We start from the raw sequence: 19,538 nt of genomic DNA, 5'->3' as shown, positions 1-19,538 counted from the left end.
TTTCACTTGCGTTCTAGTTGAAATTCGAGATGGCCGCCATGACAGATAGAGCCGCCGACCAAGATGGATTTCTCATTCCGGGATATCTGCAGAGGGGCTTGCGCGAGCGGGCGCATAATCTTCTATGGAGGCTTATGTCGCCGCTGCCCGATAGGTCTTACTGCGCACTAAAATATCGCGTCATTCGTGGCAAATTTCCCGATTTGAGGTCGCCTCAGACCTTCACGGACAAGATTCAGGCCCGGAAACTATACGATCGCAATCCGCTCTTCCCGCGCTTCGTCGACAAGGCCGATGCCAAAGTGCTGATCGCGGAGAGGGTTGGCAGCCAATACGTCATTCCGACGCTCTGGGTCGGCACGGATTTGGCTACCGTCGATTGGGCCGAAATTCCCTTGCCCGCCGTTGTCAAACCGACTCATGCGAGTGGCGTGGGGCGATTTCTTTACGGAGAGGCCGATGTGGATCGGCTCCTCACGAACAATCCCTCCGCCGAGTGGCTGGCGATCGATCATGCCTTCTACAACAGGGAGTGGGCCTATCGGCAGGTCGAACGCCGTATTCTCATCGAAAGCATGTTGCTCGTCGAAGGGCGCGTTCCGTGGGACTACAGGCTTTTCACGTTCAATGGCAAGGTGTCGCATATCGAGATCGACATTCGCGAGAATGGCCAGGGCTATTCCTGCAATTACACGCCCGATTGGAAGAAGCTACCGTTCTACGACCGGGATTATCTTGGCCTTTATCCGGGCCATGTGGCACGGCCGCCGCGGCTCGATGAGATGATCCATGTCGCGGAAACGGTCGCTCGCGACATCGATTTTGTTCGCGTCGATCTCTATGCGTCGGCGGAGTGGGTTCGTGTGGGAGAATTGACGTTTTATCCGGGTGGAGGCTTTGAAGCGTTCGAGCCGGAAGAGCATGATCTCCTGCTCGGCCAGAAGTGGCAGCTTGGTTTCGAAATACCGAAGAGATAGGTGGACAAATCACTCTTTGCGCGTTTCATAAGTCGATCCATTTTTAGGGAAGGTTTTCCATGACGATCGACCAGGACCTCACTCGTATCGGACTGCAGGAGGAGACTCTGCGTTTCGAGGCCTTCGACCTCTCGACCGCCTGGGTGCTCGGCAAGCTGCTGCATGACCTTGCCAGCGAGCGCAATCTGGGCGTTGCCATCGATATCACGCTGCATTCGATGCCGGTTTTCTACATTGCCTTGCCCGGATCGACGCCCGACAATTCCAACTGGATACGCCGCAAGCGCAATATGGTGCTGCGGTATTTCCGCAGCAGCTATGCCAGTACCTTGCGGCTCCAACAGCAGGGGAGGACGATCGAGGATAACGGGCTTTCGGGCGCCGATTACGCCGCATCCGGCGGCAGCTTCCCTATTTTCGTCAACGGCACGGGCTGCATCGGCGCCGTCACGGTTTCAGGTCTTCCGCAGCGTGAAGACCACAATCTCGTGGTCGAGGCTCTCGCGCTGACGCTCGGCCACGAACTTCACAATCTCAGCCTCTCGTAGAGGGTTATGGCGGCGCCAAGCCCAAAGCGGGGCGCCGCCGGCAATCTCAGATTTTGCCGCCGGCTTCGGCGATGACCTTGGTCAAGCTGCCGGTCGCCGGGAAGAGCGGAATCAGGCTGGCTTGCAATGCGTGATAGATATCGCCCTTACCTGGGAACAGTGTGTGGGCCGGAACGAGATCTTCCATTAATTCCTCATGCCAGCCGCCATTGGCGTGGTCTATAAACGAGCGGCCGATGACGCTCCAAATCTTGCGGTAGCTCTCCTCGTGAAAATCGCTAGGAACATGCTCGTTCAGATAATGGGCGGCGCCGGCGCCCTCGCATGCGGGCCACCAGAGCTTGTTGCGTTTGGCGGGAACGTCTTCCCAGTCGAGGGTATAGAAAAAGCCGCTCTTTTCGTTATCCCAGCCCAATGACATGGATTGGGAGAAGAGGCCCTTGGCTGCTTCCGGCATCCAGTCGTGCCGCTTTTCTCCCAGCGACCAGAGCTGCAGGATGAGCCGCGCCCATTCCAGCCAATGCCCGGGCGTCGTGCCCGATGGGCGGAACATCTCATTGCCGCGATAATTCTTATCGAGTACCCAATCGGCATTGAAGTGTTCCGCGACTCGCCAGCCAACCGAACCGGCCGAGCGACGAATGACGAGATCGGCAATGCTTTCCGCCTTTTCAAGATAGCTCTTGTCGCCGGTGACCTCGAAAGCAGCCATCAGCGCTTCCGTCAGATGCATGTTGGAGTTCTGGCCGCGATAGCTGCCGCCGTCGATCGGCGACCAATCCTGGTTGAATTCCTCGGCAATAGCGCCGTGCTTTTCCTCCCAGAACTTCGTATTCAGAATTTCGGTAACGTCGGCGAGCATGCCGTCGGCCAGCGGATGGCCGATCGTCTTGGCGGAGGAGGCGGCGAGCAGTACGAATGCGTGGCCATAGCCCTGCTTGCTTGAATCGACCGGACCATCATTGTTCAGTGACCAGACATAACCACCATGCTTCGTGTCGCGATGGTGGCTCCAGAGGTAGTTCATTCCGTGGTCGACAATATCATTCGCGCCGGGGCGGCCGAGTAGCGATCCGATCGAGAAGCAATGCACCATGCGGGCCGTCGAATGAATACCGCGCGTGGGATTGATCGCATCCAGCGGCTTGCCGACATCGTCCATGTCGTAAAAGCCGCCATTGGGATTGACGGCGCGATACTGGAAGAAGTCAAAAAGTGCGCTTGCCTGTTCGAGCAGCCAATGCCGATGATAGGCGCGCGTGCTCCAGTTTCCGAGCGCTGCCGGTTCAACCTGTATGTTCATGCCATCCTCCTTGGATTCTTTCTACAAGCCCTATAGCGCCGCCCAAAAGCGCTGTCATGGCGTAATGGGATGAAACTGTGTCGTCAGCTCCGCCTTGTCCATGGCCGGCACGGCAATTCGTCTTGTTTGTATTTTTCGGAAAGGAAGCAAACCATAGAAGCGGCATGCTTGTGCTGCGCTCAACCAGAGCATAGATATGTTGACATAAAGATATCTTTATGTGATCTGATTGTCGAGTCGCAATCAGGCCAGAGGAATTCGCTTATGTTTGACAATCTTTTTGGTTCCGAAACAGCGAAACGCGATGGTAGCGAGATATTCGACGCCTTGCGAAAGGCGGCGAGCGAGCGAATTCTCGTGCTTGATGGCGCCATGGGCACGCAGATCCAGGGCCTCGGTTTCGACGAGGATCAGTTTCGCGGTCACCGTTTCATAGGCTGTGCCTGTCATCAAAAAGGCAATAACGACCTTCTCATTCTGACACAGCCCGACGCGATCGAAGAGATTCATTATCGCTATGCCAAGGCAGGCGCGGATATCCTGGAGACCAACACCTTCTCGTCCACCCGCATTGCGCAGGCGGATTATCAGATGGAAGGTGCCGTCTATGATCTCAATAAGGAAGGCGCCGAGATCGTCCGCCGTGCGGCGATCCGCGCGGAGCGGGAAGATGGCAAGCGCCGTTTCGTTGCCGGTGCCATCGGTCCGACCAACCGCACAGCGTCGATTTCCCCCGATGTCAATAATCCCGGCTATCGCGCCGTCAGCTTCGATGATCTGCGTCTGGCTTACGGCGAGCAGATAGATGGCCTCATCGACGGGGGCGCCGACATTATTCTGATCGAGACGATTTTCGATACGCTTAACGCGAAGGCCGCCATCTTCGCCTGCGAGGAGCGTTTCGAGGCCAAGGGCATACGCCTGCCTGTCATGATATCCGGCACGATCACAGACCTTTCCGGTCGCACGCTTTCAGGGCAGACGCCATCGGCTTTCTGGAATTCAGTGCGCCATGCGAGCCCCTTCACCATCGGCCTTAACTGTGCCCTCGGCGCAAACGCCATGCGTCCGCACCTGCAGGAGCTTTCGGCTGCTGCGGATACCTTCATTTGCGCTTATCCCAATGCCGGGTTGCCGAACGAATTCGGCCAATATGACGAAACGCCTGATATGATGGCGGCTCAAGTCGAGGAGTTTGCACGCGAGGGTCTCGTCAACATCGTCGGCGGCTGCTGCGGCTCCACGCCAGAGCACATTGCCGCGATCGCTGAGGCGGTGTCGAAATATCCACCGCGCCAGCTTGCCGAGCACCGTCCTTTCATGTCGCTTTCCGGTCTCGAGCCGTTTGAGCTGACCAGAGACATTCCCTTCGTCAACGTCGGCGAGCGGACCAACGTCACTGGCTCCGCGAAATTCCGCAAGCTGATCACCAATGCCGATTATACGGCGGCACTTGCCGTTGCCCGCGATCAGGTCGAGAACGGCGCGCAGGTCATCGACATCAACATGGACGAGGGCCTGATCGATTCTGAAAGGGCAATGGTCGAGTTCCTGAATCTGATCGCCGCCGAGCCGGATATTGCCCGCGTTCCGGTGATGATCGACAGTTCGAAATTCTCGATCATCGAAGCCGGCCTGAAATGCGTGCAGGGCAAGCCGATCGTCAATTCGATCTCGCTCAAGGAAGGCGAGGAGAATTTTCTCAAGCAAGCTCGATTGATGCGCATGTACGGCGCCGCCGTCGTCGTGATGGCCTTCGATGAACAGGGCCAGGCAGACAGCTATGAACGCAAGGTCGAGATCTGCTCGCGCGCCTACAAGCTGCTGACGGAAACGGCAGGTTTGCAGCCGGAAGATATCATCTTCGATCCTAATATCTTCGCTGTTGCGACCGGCATCGAAGAGCACAACAATTACGGTGTCGACTTCATCGAAGCGACGCGGACGATCCGACAGACCATGCCGCTGGTTCATATCTCCGGTGGCGTGTCGAACCTGTCTTTCTCCTTCCGCGGCAACGAACCGGTCCGCGAGGCCATGCATGCCGTCTTCCTCTATCACGCCATTCAGGCGGGTATGGACATGGGCATCGTCAATGCGGGTCAGCTCGCGGTCTATGACAATATCGATCCCGAATTGCGGGAGGCCTGCGAGGATGTCGTTCTCAATCGTCGATCGGATGGCACGGAACGGTTGCTCGAGGTTGCAGAGCGCTTTCGTGGAACCGGCGGCAGGGAGGCCAAGGCGCAAGATCTTTCCTGGCGCGAGTGGCCCGTGGCAAAGCGGCTGGAGCATGCGCTGGTCAACGGCATCACCGACTATATCGAGGCGGATACCGAGGAGGCGCGTCAGACCGTCGAACGGCCGCTGCACGTCATCGAAGGTCCGCTGATGGCGGGCATGAACGTTGTCGGCGATCTCTTCGGTGCGGGCAAGATGTTCCTGCCGCAGGTGGTGAAGTCCGCTCGCGTCATGAAACAGGCCGTTGCCGTGCTGCTGCCTTACATGGAGGCCGAGAAGCTGGCCAATGGCGGCAGCGGCGAGCGTCAGGCTGCCGGCAAGGTGTTGATGGCGACCGTCAAGGGCGATGTGCATGATATCGGCAAGAACATCGTCGGCGTCGTGCTTGCCTGCAACAACTACGAAATCATCGATCTCGGCGTCATGGTGCCGGCGACGAAGATTCTCGAAACGGCCATCGCCCAGAAGGTGGATATTATCGGTCTTTCCGGCTTGATCACGCCTTCCCTGGACGAAATGGTGCATGTTGCCTCGGAAATGGAGCGGCAGGGTTTTGATATTCCGCTGTTGATCGGCGGTGCGACCACCAGCCGTGTGCATACTGCGGTGAAGATCCATCCGCGCTACGAGAAGGGGCAGACGGTCTACGTCACCGACGCCAGCCGCGCCGTCGGCGTCGTTTCGGCGCTGCTGTCGCCGGATGCCAAGCAGGGCTATGTCGACACCATCAGGGCAGAATATGCCAAGGTCGCGGCCGCTCACGCCCGTAGTGAGGCTGAGAAAGTGCGCCTGCCGATTGCGAGAGCTCGCGAGAACGCCCAGAAGGTCGATTGGGCGAGCTATAAGCCTGTGAAGCCGCAGTTCTTCGGGACAAAGGTGTTCGAGAACTACGATCTGGCCGAGCTTGCCAGGTACATCGACTGGACGCCGTTCTTCCAGACCTGGGAGCTGAAGGGCCGTTTCCCGGCGATCCTCGAAGATGAAAAGCAGGGTGAGGCGGCACGGCAGCTTTACGCCGATGCTCAATCGATGTTGGAAAAGATCATCGCGGAAAACTGGTTCCGCCCTCGCGCCGTCATCGGCTTCTGGCCGGCGGGCGCCGTTGGCGACGATATCAGGCTGTTCACGGATGAAGGCCGTGATCGCGAGCTTGCGACCTTCTACACCTTGCGCCAGCAGCTGTCGAAGCGTGATGGCCGTCCGAATGTCGCCCTCTCGGACTTCGTTGCGCCGGTTTCAAGCGGTGTGGCCGACTATGTCGGCGGCTTCGTCGTCACTGCCGGTATCGAGGAAATCGCTATTGCCGAGCGCTTCGAACGTGCGAATGACGACTACTCGTCGATCCTGGTGAAGGCGCTTGCCGACCGTTTTGCCGAAGCCTTTGCCGAACGGATGCATGAGCAGGTGCGACGCGAGTTCTGGGGCTACGCCACAGATGAGCATCTTTCCGGCGACGAGCTTCTTTCTGAAGCTTACGCCGGTATTCGTCCGGCACCCGGCTATCCGGCACAACCTGACCATACCGAAAAGGAAACGCTGTTCCGGCTGCTCGATGCCGAAGCGGTAGCGGGTGTCAAGCTCACGGAAAGCTATGCAATGTGGCCCGGTTCCTCCGTCTCGGGCATTTATATCGCGCATCCCGACGCTTATTATTTCGGCGTCGCCAAAGTCGAGCGCGATCAGGTTGAGGACTATGCGACCCGCAAGGATATGCCCGTTGCGGAGGTGGAGCGTTGGTTGGGTCCGGTGCTGAACTATGTGCCGGCGAAGGCCGAAGCAGCGGTCGATGACGCAGCCTGATCATGAGTCGTTTCAACGCCTTGGGGCGTTTTGCTCATAGGCAGATTCCGCACGCCGCCATCGCCGCAATTTGATTCATTTTGCGGCGATATCTATTTGATTAATAATATAAATCTTCGATCGCTACCGGGTGAACCTAAGTTGCGCCGATCGTTAGCTCCGCGACGAAATCGTAGGCATCTCCCCGATAAAGCGACCTGGTGAATTCCACGGCCCGGCCCGAGCCGAGATAGGAAATGCGTTCGATCGAAAGGCCGGCGGCTCCGACGGGAACGCCAAGCAACCCCGCATCGGACTCTTTCATGTTGGTTGCCGATATGCGCTGTACGGCGCGCACGGGGCGGACCTGTCGCTTTTCGAGTTCCGCATAAAGCGATGTCGTCACGACTGCTGGATCCGGCAGGAATTCGCCGGAGACACTGGCATGCTCGATCGCCAGTGGCTGATCGTCGGCGATGCGCAAGCGGCTGAGCCGGGAAACCTTAGTGCCGGCGGCAAGGCCGAGGATCATCATTTCATCGGGAGACGGCGTATGGATGCCTTTGTGCAGCCATTCGGAACGTGCGGTCATGCCGCGTCGGGCCATGTCCTCGGTGAAGGAGGTGAGCTGAGATAGCCGTTGTTCCACCTTGGATACGGGCTTTGTGACAAAGGTGCCGGACCCGTGGCGGCGCACGAGAATACCTTCGGCGACAAGGTCGTCGATCGCCTTGCGCACGGTGACGCGGCTGACGGCGGCAAATTCGGCAATATCGCGCTCGGGTGGAAGCGCATCGCCCTGCTTCAACCTTCCGATCTTTACGGCTTCTTCGAGTGTGCGTCGCAGCTTGACATAGAGCGGGCCGGGTCCGCCTCCTGACAGGCGTTCTGGCGAGAAGATGGCACTCAAATCCTCGGTCATGCCCAGCTTCCCTTCCCATCCCGTAGCAATTTTGCCGCCAATTCCACCGCTCCGCGCAGCACGTCGCCCTTGGGCTCGGCCAGGAGTGCTTTGTGGCGTGCGTCGAGCCAGGGGCGATAAGCCTGGGCAAGGCCGCCGAGGAGGCAGATCGACGGGCATTCGGGCCAAAGCAGGGCATCCAGGCTTTCGGTTATGGCCTTCGCAGCCGTCTTGACGATATCGATGGCGACGGGGTCATTCATCCCAGCATAGTCGAACACGATTGGTGCATAGCGCCCGAAATCCTTTGGCTTGGACGCATGGGCAAATTCGACGACCCGCTCCGGATCGTTGCCATATTCGGCCATGATCGCATTCGTCAGCGGTGACGTTGCCGCCACCCGGTCATGCGCCAGAAGGGCGCGTTCGAGGAGATCGCGGCCGAGGCGGGCGCCGCTGGCCTGATCGCCGATGACAAACCCCCAGCCGCCGATGCCCCAGCTCACACCGTCACGGCGGGCATTGTAGACGGAGCCGGTGCCAAAAGCGCCGATGATTCCATCGGCATCACCGAGCGCACCCTGAAGTGCGATCGTCGCATCGGTGACCACGCGAGAGCTCGCGAAGGGAAGGGCGCCTTCCACCCGTTTTCCATAGCTGCCGACATTGGCGCCGGCCGTGCCGATAACCGCAGGCAACTTGTAAACCTGTTCGGGATCGAGCCCTGCGCTTGTCAGTGCATGTCGGGCCGCAGCGACGATATTGATCAGCGAGTTTTCCAGGTCGGAGAGAATGTTTGCAGCGCCGGCTTTGCCCGTGCCGAGAACTTGGCCCGTTCCGTTTATCACGGCAGCGCGGCAGCTCGTTCCTCCGCCGTCGATGCCTATTGCAAACTGCCCCATCATGCCTCCGGATGCCACCTGTTCCCCATTTTCCTATACAATACCAAAAAAATACCATTTACCAATAGGCAACGTGTCCATTTTTGCGCATCAATATCCTATTGAAATATATTGTAAAATTTCTTTTGCCCGCTCTTTTTGTGTCCAAAGGTTAAATTCGGCTGGACAATTGGTATTTTTTTGGCCTTAATTCTTGCCAAGGGAACAATACAAACAGACATCGGCGGAACCGGCAGAACAATAACAGCCGGCGGGCTAAGCAGAAGGCTGAACCTCCATCGTTGTCCCAAGCCGGTTGGATCAGGAGGATCCGTTCTTCGGCGTTTGTCATGAATTTCCCGCATGGTGTTTACAGCGTCTCTGCCCTGTTGGCGGCAGACGGCGATTGAACGGGCCGATCAGGCGAAGTGCCTCTGAAGCCCTTTGTATTGGGGGCCGGCAGCATTGGCGGTCCCTATGGATCGCTGACCGTTTTTTCAGACAGGCCAGCGGATTTTCAGATCGAAAACAGCGCCTCGCTACGGGCGTCGAAAACAGGAGAGGGAAATGAAAAATAATGTTCTGAAAGGCTTGCTTCTTGCATCCAGCCTGCTGACCTCGGTCAGCTTCGCGCATGCGGCTGATGTAACGCTGACGGTCGAAAGCTGGCGTAACGACGACCTGCAGATTTGGCAGGACAAGATCATCCCGGCTTTCGAAGCGAAGAACCCCGGCATCAAAATCGTTTTTTCGCCGACGGCTCCCACCGAATACAACGCATCGCTGAACGCCAAGCTCGACGCCGGCTCTGCGGGTGACATCATCACCTGCCGTCCTTTCGATGCCTCGCTCGACCTCTTCAACAAGAAGCATCTCGCTGATCTGACGAGCTTGAAGGGCATGGAGAACTTCTCGGCAGTCGCCAAGGCCGCATGGTCCACCGATGACGGCAAGTCGACCTTCTGCGTGCCGATGGCTTCGGTCATCCATGGCTTCATCTACAACAAAGACGCCTTCGACAAGCTCGGCCTGAAGGTGCCGGCGACGCGCGACGAGTTCTTTGCTCTTCTCGACAAGATCAAGGCTGACGGCACTTATATTCCGATGGCCATGGGCACCAAGGACCTGTGGGAGGCTGCAACCATGGGCTATCAGAACATCGGCCCGAACTACTGGAAGGGTGAGGACGGCCGCGAGGCTCTTATCGCCGGCAAGGAAAAGCTGACGGACGCTCCGTGGGTCGATCCCTACAAGGAACTTGCCAAGTGGAAGCCTTATCTCGGTGACGGTTTCGAGGCTCAGGGCTACGCTGACAGCCAGAACCTCTTCACGCTCGGCAAGGCTGCGATCTATCCGGCCGGCTCCTGGGAAATCGCTCTTTTCAACACCCAGGCGCAATTCAAGATGGGCGCCTTCCCGCCGCCCGTCGCCAAGGCTGGTGACACCGCCTATATCTCGGACCATCCGGATATCGGCGTCGGCCTGAATACGAAGAGCACGCACCAGGAAGAAGCCAAGAAGTTCCTGAGCTGGGTCGCTTCCGACGAGTTCGCCACCATCTACGCCAATTCGCTGCCGGGCTTCTTCAGCCTGAATTCGCATCCGGTGAAGATGAGCGATCCGCTTGCTCAGGAGTTCGTCTCCTGGCGTAAGGATCACAAGTCGACCGTTCGCTCCACGTATCAGATCCTGTCGCGCGGCACGCCGAACCTGGAAAACGAAACCTGGACGGAATCCGCAAACGTGATCAATGCTACGGATACGCCGGAACAGGCTGCTGCAAAGCTGCAGAAGGGCCTCGACAGCTGGTACAAGCCTGGCAAGTAATCATTGCATAAAACGGGCGAGGGGCCTTCGGGCTCCTCTCCCTTTTTCTTGATCATGGATAATTGGATTGGCGATCGCCTCGCCATTGCATTGCGACACGCCCGACGTCGTTTAGCGCCGGAATGGCGGGTGAATTTGAACCTCAGAGCTGCCGCTTCGCCGGGCAGCCAACAAAAACAGGCAGAAAGCCATGAGCGACGCCGAGATATCAGACGCCCTTGAGGTTGCGCCGATCAGGCGCTCCAGACGCTGGCACATCCTCGTTTTCCTTTTCCCGGCCTTTGTCGTCTATACGGCGGTCATGATCCTGCCTCTGATCGAGACGCTGCGGCTGTCGCTTTACAACGTCGTCGACAATCAACCGGTTTTCGTCGGTTTGAACAATTTCAAGGTATTGTTCGGCGACGAACGTTGGGCGCATGATTTCTGGAATGCGCTACGCAACAATCTGATCTTCTTTGCCATCCATATGTGCGTGCAGAATCCGATCGGCGTCGCACTCGCAGCGCTCCTGTCTCTGCCGAAGCTGCGTTTTGTTGCCTTCTATCGTACCGCTATTTTCCTGCCGACGCTGCTTTCATTTGTCGTCGTCGGCTTCATCTGGAAGCTGATCCTGTCCCCTCTCTGGGGTGTTGCGCCCGAATTGCTGAGCATGATCGGCCTCAAGTCGTTCTTCGCGCCTTGGCTTGGCAGGCCGAGCACGGCGCTGATTACCGTCGCGCTCATTTCCGTCTGGCAATATGTCGGCATTCCGATGATGCTGATCTATGCCGCCCTGCTCAATATTCCGGAAGAGGTCATCGAAGCGGCCGAATGCGATGGCATCACCGGTTGGAGCCAGTTCTGGAAGATCAAGCTGCCTCTGGTGCTGCCCGCAATCGGTATCATCTCGATCCTGACATTCGTCGGCAATTTCAACGCGTTCGATCTGGTTTACACCGTGCAGGGTGCACTGGCCGGGCCGGATGGCTCGACCGATATTCTCGGCACACTTCTCTATCGCGTCTTCTTCGGCTTCCAGCTTCAGCTCGGAGACCGCTCCATGGGGGCGACGATCGCGACTGTCATGTTCCTGATCATCCTGACGGGTGTCTCGTTCTATCTTTTCATCGTCCAGCGGCGCATTCGCCGCTACCAGTTCTGAGGAGAGGCGACCATGTCCAAGGCCCGCACTTCCCTTGTCCGCACCGGCTTCGTGCATCTGGCGCTGATCGCGTATACGCTTGTCGCCCTTTTCCCGGTGTTCCTGACCATCATCAATTCGTTCAAGGATCGCGCATCGATCTTCCGTGCGCCGTTAAGCCTTCCGACGCCATCCTCATTCAGCATGATCGGTTATGATACCGTCCTCAGGCAGGGCGATTTCCTGACCTATTTCCAGAACAGCTTCGTGGTGACGATCGTCTCGATCATCCTTACGCTGCTGTTCGGCGCAATGTCCGCTTTTGCCCTGTCGGAGTACCGTTTCCGTGGCAATATGATGCTGGGTCTGTATATGGCGATCGGTATCATGATCCCGATCCGCCTCGGCACGGTCGCCATCCTGCAGGGGATGGTTGCCGCCGGCCTCGTCAACACGTTGACGGCGCTGATCCTCGTTTATACCGCTCAAGGCCTGCCTCTGGCGATCTTCATTCTCTCGGAGTTCATGCGGACCGTTTCCGATGACCTGAAAAATGCCGGTCGTATCGACGGCCTCAGCGAATATGCCATCTTCTTTCGCCTTGTCTTGCCGCTGGTTCGCCCGGCCATGGCGACGGTCGCCGTTTTCACGATGATACCGATCTGGAACGACCTCTGGTTCCCGCTGATCCTGGCACCGAGCGAGGCGACGAAAACCGTGACGCTCGGGTCGCAGATCTTCATCGGTCAGTTCGTCACAAACTGGAACGCCGTGCTGGCGGCGCTGACGCTTGCCATCCTGCCGATCCTTATCCTCTACGTCATCTTTTCGCGCCAACTCATTCGTGGCATCACCTCCGGAGCAGTCAAGTGAGCGTATCCGAAAAGCCGATCCGCGTTCTCGTCGCCGGCCTTGGCAACATGGGCCGCAGCCATGCGCTCGCCTATCATAACAATCCTGGGTTCGAGATTGTCGGCCTCGTTAATCGCTCCAAGCCGGAGTTGGCGGAAGAGTTGCGCGGCTACGCGATCCACCCGGATTTCGAAACGGCGTTGAAGGAATTGAAGCCGGATCTGTGCTCCATCAATACCTATTCCGACAGCCATGCCGATTACGCAGTGATGGCCTTCGAGGCGGGTTGCCATGTTTTCGTCGAGAAGCCATTGGCAACGACGGTCGGCGATGCCGAGCGCGTCGTTACAGCGGCGAAGAAGGCGAGCAAGAAGCTGGTCATCGGCTACATCCTGCGTCAACATCCATCATGGCAGCGTTTGATTGCCGAGGCCCGCAAGCTTGGCGGTCCCTATGTCTTCCGCATGAACCTCAATCAGCAGTCGAGCGGCCCGACCTGGGAGACGCACAAGGCGCTGATGCGCACGACATCGCCCATCGTCGATTGCGGCGTGCACTATGTCGACGTCATGTGCCAGATCACCGATGCCAAACCTGTCGAGGTGCGCGGCATGGGCCTTCGCCTGTCGAGCGAGATCAAGCCGGATATGTATAATTACGGCCATCTGCAGGTGATCTTCGAGGATGGTTCTGTCGGCTGGTATGAGGCCGGCTGGGGACCGATGATTTCCGAGACCGCCTTCTTCGTGAAGGATGTGATGTCGCCAAACGGTGCGGTGTCGATCGTCATGGATCCGAACGCCAAGTCCGACGACATCGACACGCACACCAAGACCTCCGTCATCCGGTTGCATAATGCCGAAACCGGGCCAAATGGCCAGTTCATCCGACCAGATCAGGATCTGCATATGGACGGGGAGCCAGGCCATCAGGAGCTCTGCGATCTTGAACAGGCCTTCATGCTGAAGGCCATCCGCGAAGACATCGACCTCGACCGCCACATGGCAGACGCCGTTCAATCGCTGCGCATCTGCATCGCCGCCGACGAGAGCGTGCGCACCGGCAAGCCCGTTTATTTGTAAGGATAAGAGACTGTGGGATCGCTTCAACTGAAATCCATCCGCAAGGCCTACGGCACGCATGATGTGCTGAAAGGCATCGATCTCGAGGTGAAGGACGGCGAGTTCGTCATCTTCGTAGGCCCTTCTGGCTGTGGCAAGTCGACCCTTCTGCGCAGCATCGCCGGCCTCGAAGACGTGACTGCTGGTACTGTCCTGATCAACGGCCAGGATGTGACGGTAACGCCGCCTGCCAAGCGTGGCATCGCCATGGTCTTCCAGTCCTATGCGCTCTATCCGCACCTGACGGTGAAGGACAATATGGGACTGGGCCTGAAGCAGGCCGGCACGGCGAAGGACGAGATCGAAAGCCGCGTCGGGAAGGCCTCTGGCATGCTGTCGCTCGAGCCTTATCTCGCGCGTCGGCCGGCCGAACTTTCCGGCGGCCAGCGCCAGCGCGTCGCCATCGGCCGCGCCATCGTGCGTGAGCCGGAGCTCTTTCTCTTCGACGAACCGCTGTCGAACCTCGATGCGGCCTTGCGCGTACAGACGCGCCTGGAGATCGCTCGTCTGCACCGCAGCCTCAAGGCGACGATGATCTACGTCACCCACGACCAGGTCGAGGCGATGACCCTTGCCGACAAGATCGTCGTGCTCAATGCCGGCGCGATCGAGCAGATCGGCTCGCCGATGGAGCTCTATAACCGTCCGGCCAATGTCTTCGTCGCCGGCTTCATCGGTTCGCCACAGATGAATTTCGTTCCGGCCGAGAAACTGGGGCAAAGCGGCGCAAAAACCGTTGGTATTCGGCCGGAGCACATTACTCTGTCGCGTGATCAGGGCACCTGGTCGGCCAAGGTCATCCATGTCGAGCACCTCGGTGCCGACACGATTATCTATCTCGAATCCGATGTCACCGGTCTTTTGACCGTTCGTCTTTTCGGCGAGCATCAATACGAGCCGGACGAAATGGTTTATGCGACGCCGGATGCGACCCACATGCATCGCTTCGATGCAAACGACAAAGCGATCCGCACGTAATCTGCTGCACTCGAGGCGAAGCAGGGTGTTTCGTTTCGGACGTCCCTTGCCCAGGGAGCGTGGTGGTCGATCATTCGCCTCAGGGGTTCGAGGGGCTGCCTATTGTCAGCGCGGCCTTCTCGATGACCTCTGCGATACGCTCGGAAAGCGCGGGATCGGAAACGGCCCGCGCAATCGTGACACCGCCGCTGAGCATAGCGAGCAGAAGGATCGCCTGATCCTCGGCCGCCGTTTTGGTTAGGTTCGCTCCCTTGTTCTCCGGCAGGCCGGTGGCCACGGCCGCAATGAGTTTTTTCAATTCCACCGTATAGATGTTGCGCGTTTCATCGTCAGCACGCATGACATCGGGTGAAAGACTTGGCAGGGCGCAGCTATCGCCGAGATCGCAGGTGCGTTTGTAGCCGAGATAGTAGCTGGCGAAGGCCTTCAGCCAGTTCTTCGGCTGGCTTTCCTTGAGTGCCGCGATCCCTTGACGGAGCTCTTCCAGCCCTTCCACGACAGCCGTGCGAAATGCCTCGCCCTTGGACTTGAAGTGCCCGTAGAAGGCGCCGTTGGTGACGCCGGCCGCTTTCGTCAGGGCATCGATGCCCGCCCCGCCATAACCCTCCTTTCGAAATACTTGCCCGGCGGCCGCGATCACCCGCGCCCGGGTCTCCTGCTTGTGTTCGGCGCTATAGCGCATTGGTGCCCCCATTAAGAGTGATCTCTCTTTATTGATTGCATAGAGAGCGATCTGTGTGTATTGATAAAGAGTGATCGGTATATATCAATTGCCGTCGCAGGTCCAACAAGGAGATGTCCCATGCCTATTACGCTTACACTCCCCGAACGGTTGCTTTCGTCTGAAGCGCAAGCGCAGGCTTTTGCCCGCTTGACCGACGCGGTTCTCGATGTTGCCGGCTTGACCGGAAATGCCTTCATGACGGCCAATGTCATCGGCACAATTAACGTGCTTCCGGCCGAACGTGTATTGGCGGCGGGAAAGCCCGTTGCGGCGGCCTTCATCGAGCTCAAGCTGCCCGAGATCGCGCTTACGACGCCGGAAGCCAAACGGGCTTTCATCGAGAAGGCGACCGATATCGTCGAACAGGCCGCCGGAGGGCGGATCAAGCGCGAGCACATCTGGTCGAACATAGTCTACGCGCCGGAAGGAGCCTGGGGCATTGCAGGGCATAGCTACAGCAATGCCGATTTGGTCGGCGCTATTCAAAATGCCGCAGGGTCCTAGGTAACCCTCGGCTCAATACCGCCTGAATCGGCAGAGTTCGTAGGGGTGTCGGACCGGCGTGTGCCGAGCCATCGTGGTCCGACGCAAGAGGAAAACAGGACATGCAACTGGCCAATTATCTGTTCTTCACAACGCATTGCGAGGAGGCGCTTGCCTTCTATGCCGCCTGCGGGCTTGGCCGCGTTACGCTATTGATCCATCATGGTGCCGATGGGATACCGCTTGCTGCGGATGCGATGCGGGGCAGGGTGATGCACGCGCGTTTCGAGGGGCCAGGCGTGCTGTTCTTCGCATCCGACAATCACGATGCCGAGCCGATGCGCGGCTCCGCCCATATGCTTGTCATGGATGACCGCGACAGCACCGACAGGATTTTTTCTCTGCTGGCCGAAGGCGGCACGGTGACGACGCCGCTCGCCATCCAGCCATGGGGCAGCTACTACGGCAAGCTCACGGATCGGTTTGGCGTTCAATGGATGGTGGACTGCGTGCGATCGTGATCTCGAATAGTAAGGGTTTGAATCAAATAGTCCGGTCGTCCGGATGAATTCACTCCACTGTCATGAAGCTGGGCTATCACGGGCTCAGTCCACTCCAGCAGCGAGCGCATCATGACAAACGCAGCATCCATTTATGCAACCTGGCATACAGAGCCGCAGGGCGATATCGCGATGGCGGAATCGCATAGTCCTTACTGGCGGCATTTCATCGAAACGGTCCCGGAGCGGGATTTTTCATCGAAGACAGTGCTGGATTTCGGCTGCAATCGCGGTGGCTTCCTGCGACTGCTTCATGCCCTGCGGCCGTTTCGTCGCGGTGTCGGCATCGACATTGCCTCGGAATCGGTGGCTGCAGCTGTCGCTGCGGTGGGCAACATGCCGCTGCAGTTTCACGTCACGACCGACCTGTCGCCCTTTGTTGATAGCTTCGATGTGGCTTTCAGCTATGAGGTCGTCTACCTGCTGCCGGAGCTGCGACTGCATGCCGAACAGATGTTCCAGGTCATGCGCAATGGCGGCGTCTACTATGCCGTTACCGGATGCCACAATGAAATGCCGCTCTGGCCAAAATGGCGCGAGCTGATCGGCGGCAACAGCAATGCGCCGGTGCAGGATCGCTCGCCGCAGGATTATATCGACGCCTTCGCGGCGGCCGGCTTCGATGTTTCCGTCAGGCGCTTCGGTTATGACGGCTTCGTGCGGGCGACGAAGGATCGGAAATATTATCCGAGCATTCTCGATGCGCTGAGCTATCCGGCCGAATACAAGCTGCTGTTCCGGCTCGAAAAGCGCTGATGATATGGAGACGATCGATCGCAACGGAGGCAGCACCCTCTGGCATCAGATCGGCGAGATCCTGGCGGCTGATATCGCTGCCGGGACCTTTGCCCCCGGGGCGAGATTGCCGACCGAGCCTGAACTGATGGAGCGTTTCGGCGTCAGCCGTTTCACCGTTCGCCAGGCGCTTGGGCATTTGGAGCAGCGCGGGCTGGTTCGCGCTGAGCAGGGACGGGGGACCTTCGTACACAAGGGTGTGCTCGACTACACACTCTCGAAGCGAACGCGCTTTTCCAAGAACCTGATCGAGCAGGGCTTCGAGCCAGGCGGCGAACTGCTGGTTCATGAAGTCGTGCCGGCGACGGAACGTGTTGCCGTGCAATTGAAACTTGCGGCGTGCGTGCCTGTCATCCATCGCCGCGGCGTGATGACGGCCGATGGCGTTCCGGTCGAACTGGGTGACACCTATTATCCAGCGGAGCGCTTTCCCGATTTCGACAAGGTCCGGCTGCAATATCCGACGATCACGGCGGCACTCGCCAGCTATGGCATCTCCGACTATGAACGGTTGTCGACCGAGATCGAGGCGCGCATGCCGACGGCCGAGGAAGCGCGACTGTTGCGACAGCCCAAATCAGCGCCGCTGCTCGTGACCCGCAAGGTGGATGTCGATACCGATGGCGTGCCTATAGCCTACGCGGAATCGATTTGGCCGGCGGAGCGCATCACTTTCAATGTCGAATTGCGGTAGCTGGATTAGCGATGCGAGAGGATGTTGACGACCTTGCCGAACGGGTCGCGGACGTAGAAACGACGAACGCCCCAGGGCTCGTCCGTCAGGTCGTACAGGATGCCGAAGCCCATTGACGTGGCTCGCCGATAAAGCTCGTCGACATCATCAACTTCGATCGAGAGGTCGGGGACAATCGTTCCCGAACCGCCTTCGCTGGCAACGCTGATCTGCGGGACCGTTGCGGCTTTGGAGGCGAAGGTGAGAATCCAGCCGTGATCCATGACGATGTCAAGGCCGAGCAACTCACTGTAGAACAGACGAGCGCTGGCGGGATCGGCGGCGGGCAGGTTAGGGATGATGCGTAGAACGGTCACCGACTTCCTCCCTTGAGAAATGGAGGCGGGCTTGCGCCGCGCCTCCAGGATACTCCCGCTCAGACCGTTACCGACGGCAGGAGTTTGGCGCGCTCGGTCAATATATGCCGGCAGGCGCTCGCCACTTCGCGGCCCTTGATGATGAAATGCTCCTTGAAGAATTGGATATGGGCTTCCGATTCCTGGAAGTGATGGGGCGTCAGAACGGCCGAGAGGACCGGCACGCCGGTGTCGAGCTGCACGCGCATCATTGCATCGAGAACGGTATTGGCAACGAATTCATGGCGATAAATGCCGCCGTCGACAACGAAAGCGGTGGCGACGATTGCGGAATAGCGGCCGTTACGGGCAAGCGTCTGCGCATGGAGCGGAATTTCGAGTGCACCCGGCACGTCGAATATGTCGATGGGCGATGCTCTTTCTGTCGTCTGCCATTCGGCAATAAAGGAATCAACCGAGCGATCGACGATATCGGCATGCCAGCGAGCCCGAATGATCGCGATGCGGCTCGGTTGGGAGGAGATAGAAATGGTCATGAATTCTGCCTTTCAAGGGTTGGTACCAAATATCCCTTGGGCGAACACGCATGAACGCGACACTCCTCTCGCCGAGGAGGGTGCGACCTGCTTGCTCTCTTCCATCCGGACTATACCGTCGGCTCCGGCCTCTCACCGGATCTGCTGACCCTTCCGGGGGACCGGAAGGCGCTCGCGGGCTCGGGGGAAACCCCCATACCGCCGGTGGGGAATTGCACCCCGCCCTGAGAACGGATGGACTATAAATGCATTTCAGCAAGGAAATCAAAGAAAAACGCCGGGCTTTCGACCCGGCGTTTGCGAATAATTTTCCAAAATTGCCCTGTAGCACAGGGCAGATTCTCAATCCTGAATGACCAGCAGATCGGATGATGCAAAACGCAGCGTGACCTTTTCGCCGACGCTCGGGGGCAGCATGCCGGGGCTGTTGAACATATCGAAGGAAATCGTGTTGCCGGCGACGTTCATGCGGGTGCGGATGACCGAACCCAGGAAGTGCGCCGAGGAAACTTCGCCCGTCAGGGCCGTGTCGCCCTTGGCCGATTCGGCCAGTGAGCCTGCCTCCGGGCGCAAAGCCAGCGATACCGTGTCACCGGGCTTGTAGGCGGTGACCGATTGCTTCAGCGTGACGTCCTGATCGCCGATCATGATGCGGCTGTTGTCGGGATCGACGACCTTACCTTCGATCAGGTTCAGCGTACCGACGAAGGAAGCGACGAAGCGGGTGGCCGGAGTGTTGTAGATCTCGAAAGGCGAACCGATCTGATCCGCGCGGCCGGCATTCATGACGACGATACGGTCGGAGATCGACAGCGCCTCTTCCTGATCATGCGTCACGAAAACGGTGGTGATGCCGAGC

19 protein-coding genes and 1 riboswitch are annotated in these 19,538 nt (G+C 58.5%); of the genes, 12 read left to right on the top strand and 7 right to left on the bottom strand.

Annotated features, from left to right (window positions below; all coding sequences use genetic code 11):
• Nucleotides 1–38: 38 nt before the first annotated feature.
• Both GA0061101_RS35705 and GA0061101_RS35700 read left to right on the top strand, forming a co-directional pair.
• The gene (locus GA0061101_RS35705; RefSeq protein ID WP_092577216.1) at nucleotides 39–977 is read left to right on the top strand and encodes an ATP-grasp fold amidoligase family protein; all 939 of its coding nucleotides are present in this window, start codon (nucleotides 39–41) and stop codon (nucleotides 975–977) included.
• A gap of 59 nt (nucleotides 978–1,036) precedes the next feature.
• Nucleotides 1,037–1,525, top strand: a complete 489-nt coding sequence (locus GA0061101_RS35700; RefSeq protein ID WP_092577134.1) for a heme-degrading domain-containing protein — start codon at nucleotides 1,037–1,039, stop codon at nucleotides 1,523–1,525.
• A gap of 46 nt (nucleotides 1,526–1,571) precedes the next feature.
• Here the strand turns inward: GA0061101_RS35700 and GA0061101_RS35695 are convergent, their stop codons facing one another.
• Nucleotides 1,572–2,828, bottom strand: a complete 1,257-nt coding sequence (locus GA0061101_RS35695; protein WP_092577132.1) for an AGE family epimerase/isomerase — start codon at nucleotides 2,826–2,828, stop codon at nucleotides 1,572–1,574.
• 264 nt (nucleotides 2,829–3,092) lie between these two features.
• Here GA0061101_RS35695 and metH point away from each other — a divergent pair, with 264 nt between their 5' ends.
• On the top strand, nucleotides 3,093–6,869 hold the full coding sequence (gene metH / locus GA0061101_RS35690) for a methionine synthase (protein WP_092577126.1): 3,777 nt from the start codon (nucleotides 3,093–3,095) through the stop codon (nucleotides 6,867–6,869).
• A 136-nt stretch (nucleotides 6,870–7,005) separates the two neighbouring features.
• On the opposite strand, the gene GA0061101_RS35685 is transcribed toward metH, so the two are convergent.
• Together GA0061101_RS35685 and GA0061101_RS35680 are read right to left on the bottom strand one after the other, a co-directional pair.
• A complete protein-coding gene (locus GA0061101_RS35685) occupies nucleotides 7,006–7,770 on the bottom strand; it encodes a GntR family transcriptional regulator (protein WP_037200687.1) in 765 nt (254 codons plus the stop codon).
• Nucleotides 7,767–8,651 (bottom strand): glucosamine kinase nucleotide-binding domain-containing protein, encoded by an 885-nt coding sequence (locus GA0061101_RS35680; RefSeq protein WP_092577171.1) that lies wholly within the window; start codon nucleotides 8,649–8,651, stop codon nucleotides 7,767–7,769. Before GA0061101_RS35680 ends, GA0061101_RS35685 begins: the two co-directional genes overlap by 4 nt.
• 546 nt (nucleotides 8,652–9,197) lie before the next feature.
• On the opposite strand from GA0061101_RS35680, the gene GA0061101_RS35675 reads away from it, so the two are divergent.
• From GA0061101_RS35675 to GA0061101_RS35655, 5 genes are all read left to right on the top strand, one after another.
• Nucleotides 9,198–10,457: an ABC transporter substrate-binding protein gene (locus tag GA0061101_RS35675; RefSeq protein WP_047562882.1), complete on the top strand. Its 1,260-nt coding sequence runs from the start codon at nucleotides 9,198–9,200 to the stop codon at nucleotides 10,455–10,457.
• 190 nt (nucleotides 10,458–10,647) lie between these two features.
• Nucleotides 10,648–11,601, top strand: a complete 954-nt coding sequence (locus tag GA0061101_RS35670) for a carbohydrate ABC transporter permease (RefSeq protein WP_037200693.1) — start codon at nucleotides 10,648–10,650, stop codon at nucleotides 11,599–11,601.
• A 12-nt stretch (nucleotides 11,602–11,613) separates the two neighbouring features.
• Nucleotides 11,614–12,453: a carbohydrate ABC transporter permease gene (locus GA0061101_RS35665; protein ID WP_047562887.1), complete on the top strand. Its 840-nt coding sequence runs from the start codon at nucleotides 11,614–11,616 to the stop codon at nucleotides 12,451–12,453.
• Nucleotides 12,450–13,514, top strand: coding sequence for a Gfo/Idh/MocA family protein (locus tag GA0061101_RS35660; protein ID WP_092577123.1), 1,065 nt, complete (start codon nucleotides 12,450–12,452; stop codon nucleotides 13,512–13,514). The genes GA0061101_RS35665 and GA0061101_RS35660 overlap by 4 nt, the downstream gene beginning before the upstream one ends.
• Nucleotides 13,515–13,526: 12 nt before the next feature.
• Nucleotides 13,527–14,531, top strand: coding sequence for an ABC transporter ATP-binding protein (locus GA0061101_RS35655; RefSeq protein WP_092577120.1), 1,005 nt, complete (start codon nucleotides 13,527–13,529; stop codon nucleotides 14,529–14,531).
• 79 nt (nucleotides 14,532–14,610) lie between these two features.
• On the opposite strand, the gene GA0061101_RS35650 is transcribed toward GA0061101_RS35655, so the two are convergent.
• On the bottom strand, nucleotides 14,611–15,213 hold the full coding sequence (locus GA0061101_RS35650; protein WP_047562890.1) for a TetR/AcrR family transcriptional regulator: 603 nt from the start codon (nucleotides 15,211–15,213) through the stop codon (nucleotides 14,611–14,613).
• 120 nt (nucleotides 15,214–15,333) lie between these two features.
• On the opposite strand from GA0061101_RS35650, the gene GA0061101_RS35645 reads away from it, so the two are divergent.
• The 4 genes from GA0061101_RS35645 to phnF all read left to right on the top strand — a co-directional run bounded on the left by GA0061101_RS35645 (nucleotide 15,334) and on the right by phnF (nucleotide 17,787).
• On the top strand, nucleotides 15,334–15,759 hold the full coding sequence (locus GA0061101_RS35645; RefSeq protein ID WP_092577117.1) for a tautomerase family protein: 426 nt from the start codon (nucleotides 15,334–15,336) through the stop codon (nucleotides 15,757–15,759).
• A gap of 101 nt (nucleotides 15,760–15,860) precedes the next feature.
• Nucleotides 15,861–16,259: a VOC family protein gene (locus tag GA0061101_RS35640; RefSeq protein WP_047562892.1), complete on the top strand. Its 399-nt coding sequence runs from the start codon at nucleotides 15,861–15,863 to the stop codon at nucleotides 16,257–16,259.
• A 111-nt stretch (nucleotides 16,260–16,370) separates the two neighbouring features.
• Nucleotides 16,371–17,054: a class I SAM-dependent methyltransferase gene (locus GA0061101_RS35635; protein WP_092577114.1), complete on the top strand. Its 684-nt coding sequence runs from the start codon at nucleotides 16,371–16,373 to the stop codon at nucleotides 17,052–17,054.
• Nucleotides 17,055–17,058: 4 nt separating this feature from the next.
• Nucleotides 17,059–17,787 carry a phosphonate metabolism transcriptional regulator PhnF gene (gene phnF, locus GA0061101_RS35630; protein WP_092577111.1) on the top strand — a complete coding sequence of 243 codons (729 nt, stop codon included), beginning with the start codon at nucleotides 17,059–17,061 and terminating at the stop codon, nucleotides 17,785–17,787.
• Between the two features lie 5 nt (nucleotides 17,788–17,792).
• On the opposite strand, the gene GA0061101_RS35625 is transcribed toward phnF, so the two are convergent.
• From GA0061101_RS35625 to GA0061101_RS35615, 3 genes are all read right to left on the bottom strand, one after another.
• On the bottom strand, nucleotides 17,793–18,143 hold the full coding sequence (locus tag GA0061101_RS35625) for a VOC family protein (RefSeq protein WP_092577108.1): 351 nt from the start codon (nucleotides 18,141–18,143) through the stop codon (nucleotides 17,793–17,795).
• 59 nt (nucleotides 18,144–18,202) lie between these two features.
• Nucleotides 18,203–18,679: a 6,7-dimethyl-8-ribityllumazine synthase gene (locus tag GA0061101_RS35620; RefSeq protein ID WP_092577105.1), complete on the bottom strand. Its 477-nt coding sequence runs from the start codon at nucleotides 18,677–18,679 to the stop codon at nucleotides 18,203–18,205.
• Between the two features lie 89 nt (nucleotides 18,680–18,768).
• Nucleotides 18,769–18,915, bottom strand: a riboswitch (FMN riboswitch).
• Between the two features lie 106 nt (nucleotides 18,916–19,021).
• A partial coding sequence (locus GA0061101_RS35615) for a TOBE domain-containing protein (protein ID WP_047562904.1) occupies nucleotides 19,022–19,538 on the bottom strand: 517 nt, incomplete at its 5' end.

The organism is Martinezella lusitana, assembly GCF_900094565.1.
GTDB classification, from domain to species: Bacteria; Pseudomonadota; Alphaproteobacteria; order Rhizobiales; family Rhizobiaceae; genus Rhizobium; species Rhizobium lusitanum.
This window is presented reverse-complemented; position numbering and strand designations above follow the sequence as displayed.

Bases quoted from the DNA above. Each gene is read 5' to 3' on its own strand.
- GA0061101_RS35670 (WP_037200693.1), top strand. From the start codon at position 10,648: ATGAGCGACGCCGAGATATCAGACGCCCTTGAGGTTGCGCCGATCAGG.
- GA0061101_RS35705 (WP_092577216.1), top strand. From the start codon at position 39: ATGACAGATAGAGCCGCCGACCAAGATGGATTTCTCATTCCGGGATAT.
- GA0061101_RS35665 (WP_047562887.1), top strand. From the start codon at position 11,614: ATGTCCAAGGCCCGCACTTCCCTTGTCCGCACCGGCTTCGTGCATCTG.
- GA0061101_RS35675 (WP_047562882.1), top strand. From the start codon at position 9,198: ATGAAAAATAATGTTCTGAAAGGCTTGCTTCTTGCATCCAGCCTGCTG.
- metH (WP_092577126.1), top strand. From the start codon at position 3,093: ATGTTTGACAATCTTTTTGGTTCCGAAACAGCGAAACGCGATGGTAGC.
- GA0061101_RS35695 (WP_092577132.1), bottom strand. From the start codon at position 2,828: ATGAACATACAGGTTGAACCGGCAGCGCTCGGAAACTGGAGCACGCGC.
- GA0061101_RS35700 (WP_092577134.1), top strand. From the start codon at position 1,037: ATGACGATCGACCAGGACCTCACTCGTATCGGACTGCAGGAGGAGACT.
- GA0061101_RS35635 (WP_092577114.1), top strand. From the start codon at position 16,371: ATGACAAACGCAGCATCCATTTATGCAACCTGGCATACAGAGCCGCAG.
- GA0061101_RS35645 (WP_092577117.1), top strand. From the start codon at position 15,334: ATGCCTATTACGCTTACACTCCCCGAACGGTTGCTTTCGTCTGAAGCG.
- phnF (WP_092577111.1), top strand. From the start codon at position 17,059: ATGGAGACGATCGATCGCAACGGAGGCAGCACCCTCTGGCATCAGATC.
- GA0061101_RS35620 (WP_092577105.1), bottom strand. From the start codon at position 18,679: ATGACCATTTCTATCTCCTCCCAACCGAGCCGCATCGCGATCATTCGG.
- GA0061101_RS35640 (WP_047562892.1), top strand. From the start codon at position 15,861: ATGCAACTGGCCAATTATCTGTTCTTCACAACGCATTGCGAGGAGGCG.
- GA0061101_RS35685 (WP_037200687.1), bottom strand. From the start codon at position 7,770: ATGACCGAGGATTTGAGTGCCATCTTCTCGCCAGAACGCCTGTCAGGA.
- GA0061101_RS35650 (WP_047562890.1), bottom strand. From the start codon at position 15,213: ATGCGCTATAGCGCCGAACACAAGCAGGAGACCCGGGCGCGGGTGATC.
- GA0061101_RS35680 (WP_092577171.1), bottom strand. From the start codon at position 8,651: ATGGGGCAGTTTGCAATAGGCATCGACGGCGGAGGAACGAGCTGCCGC.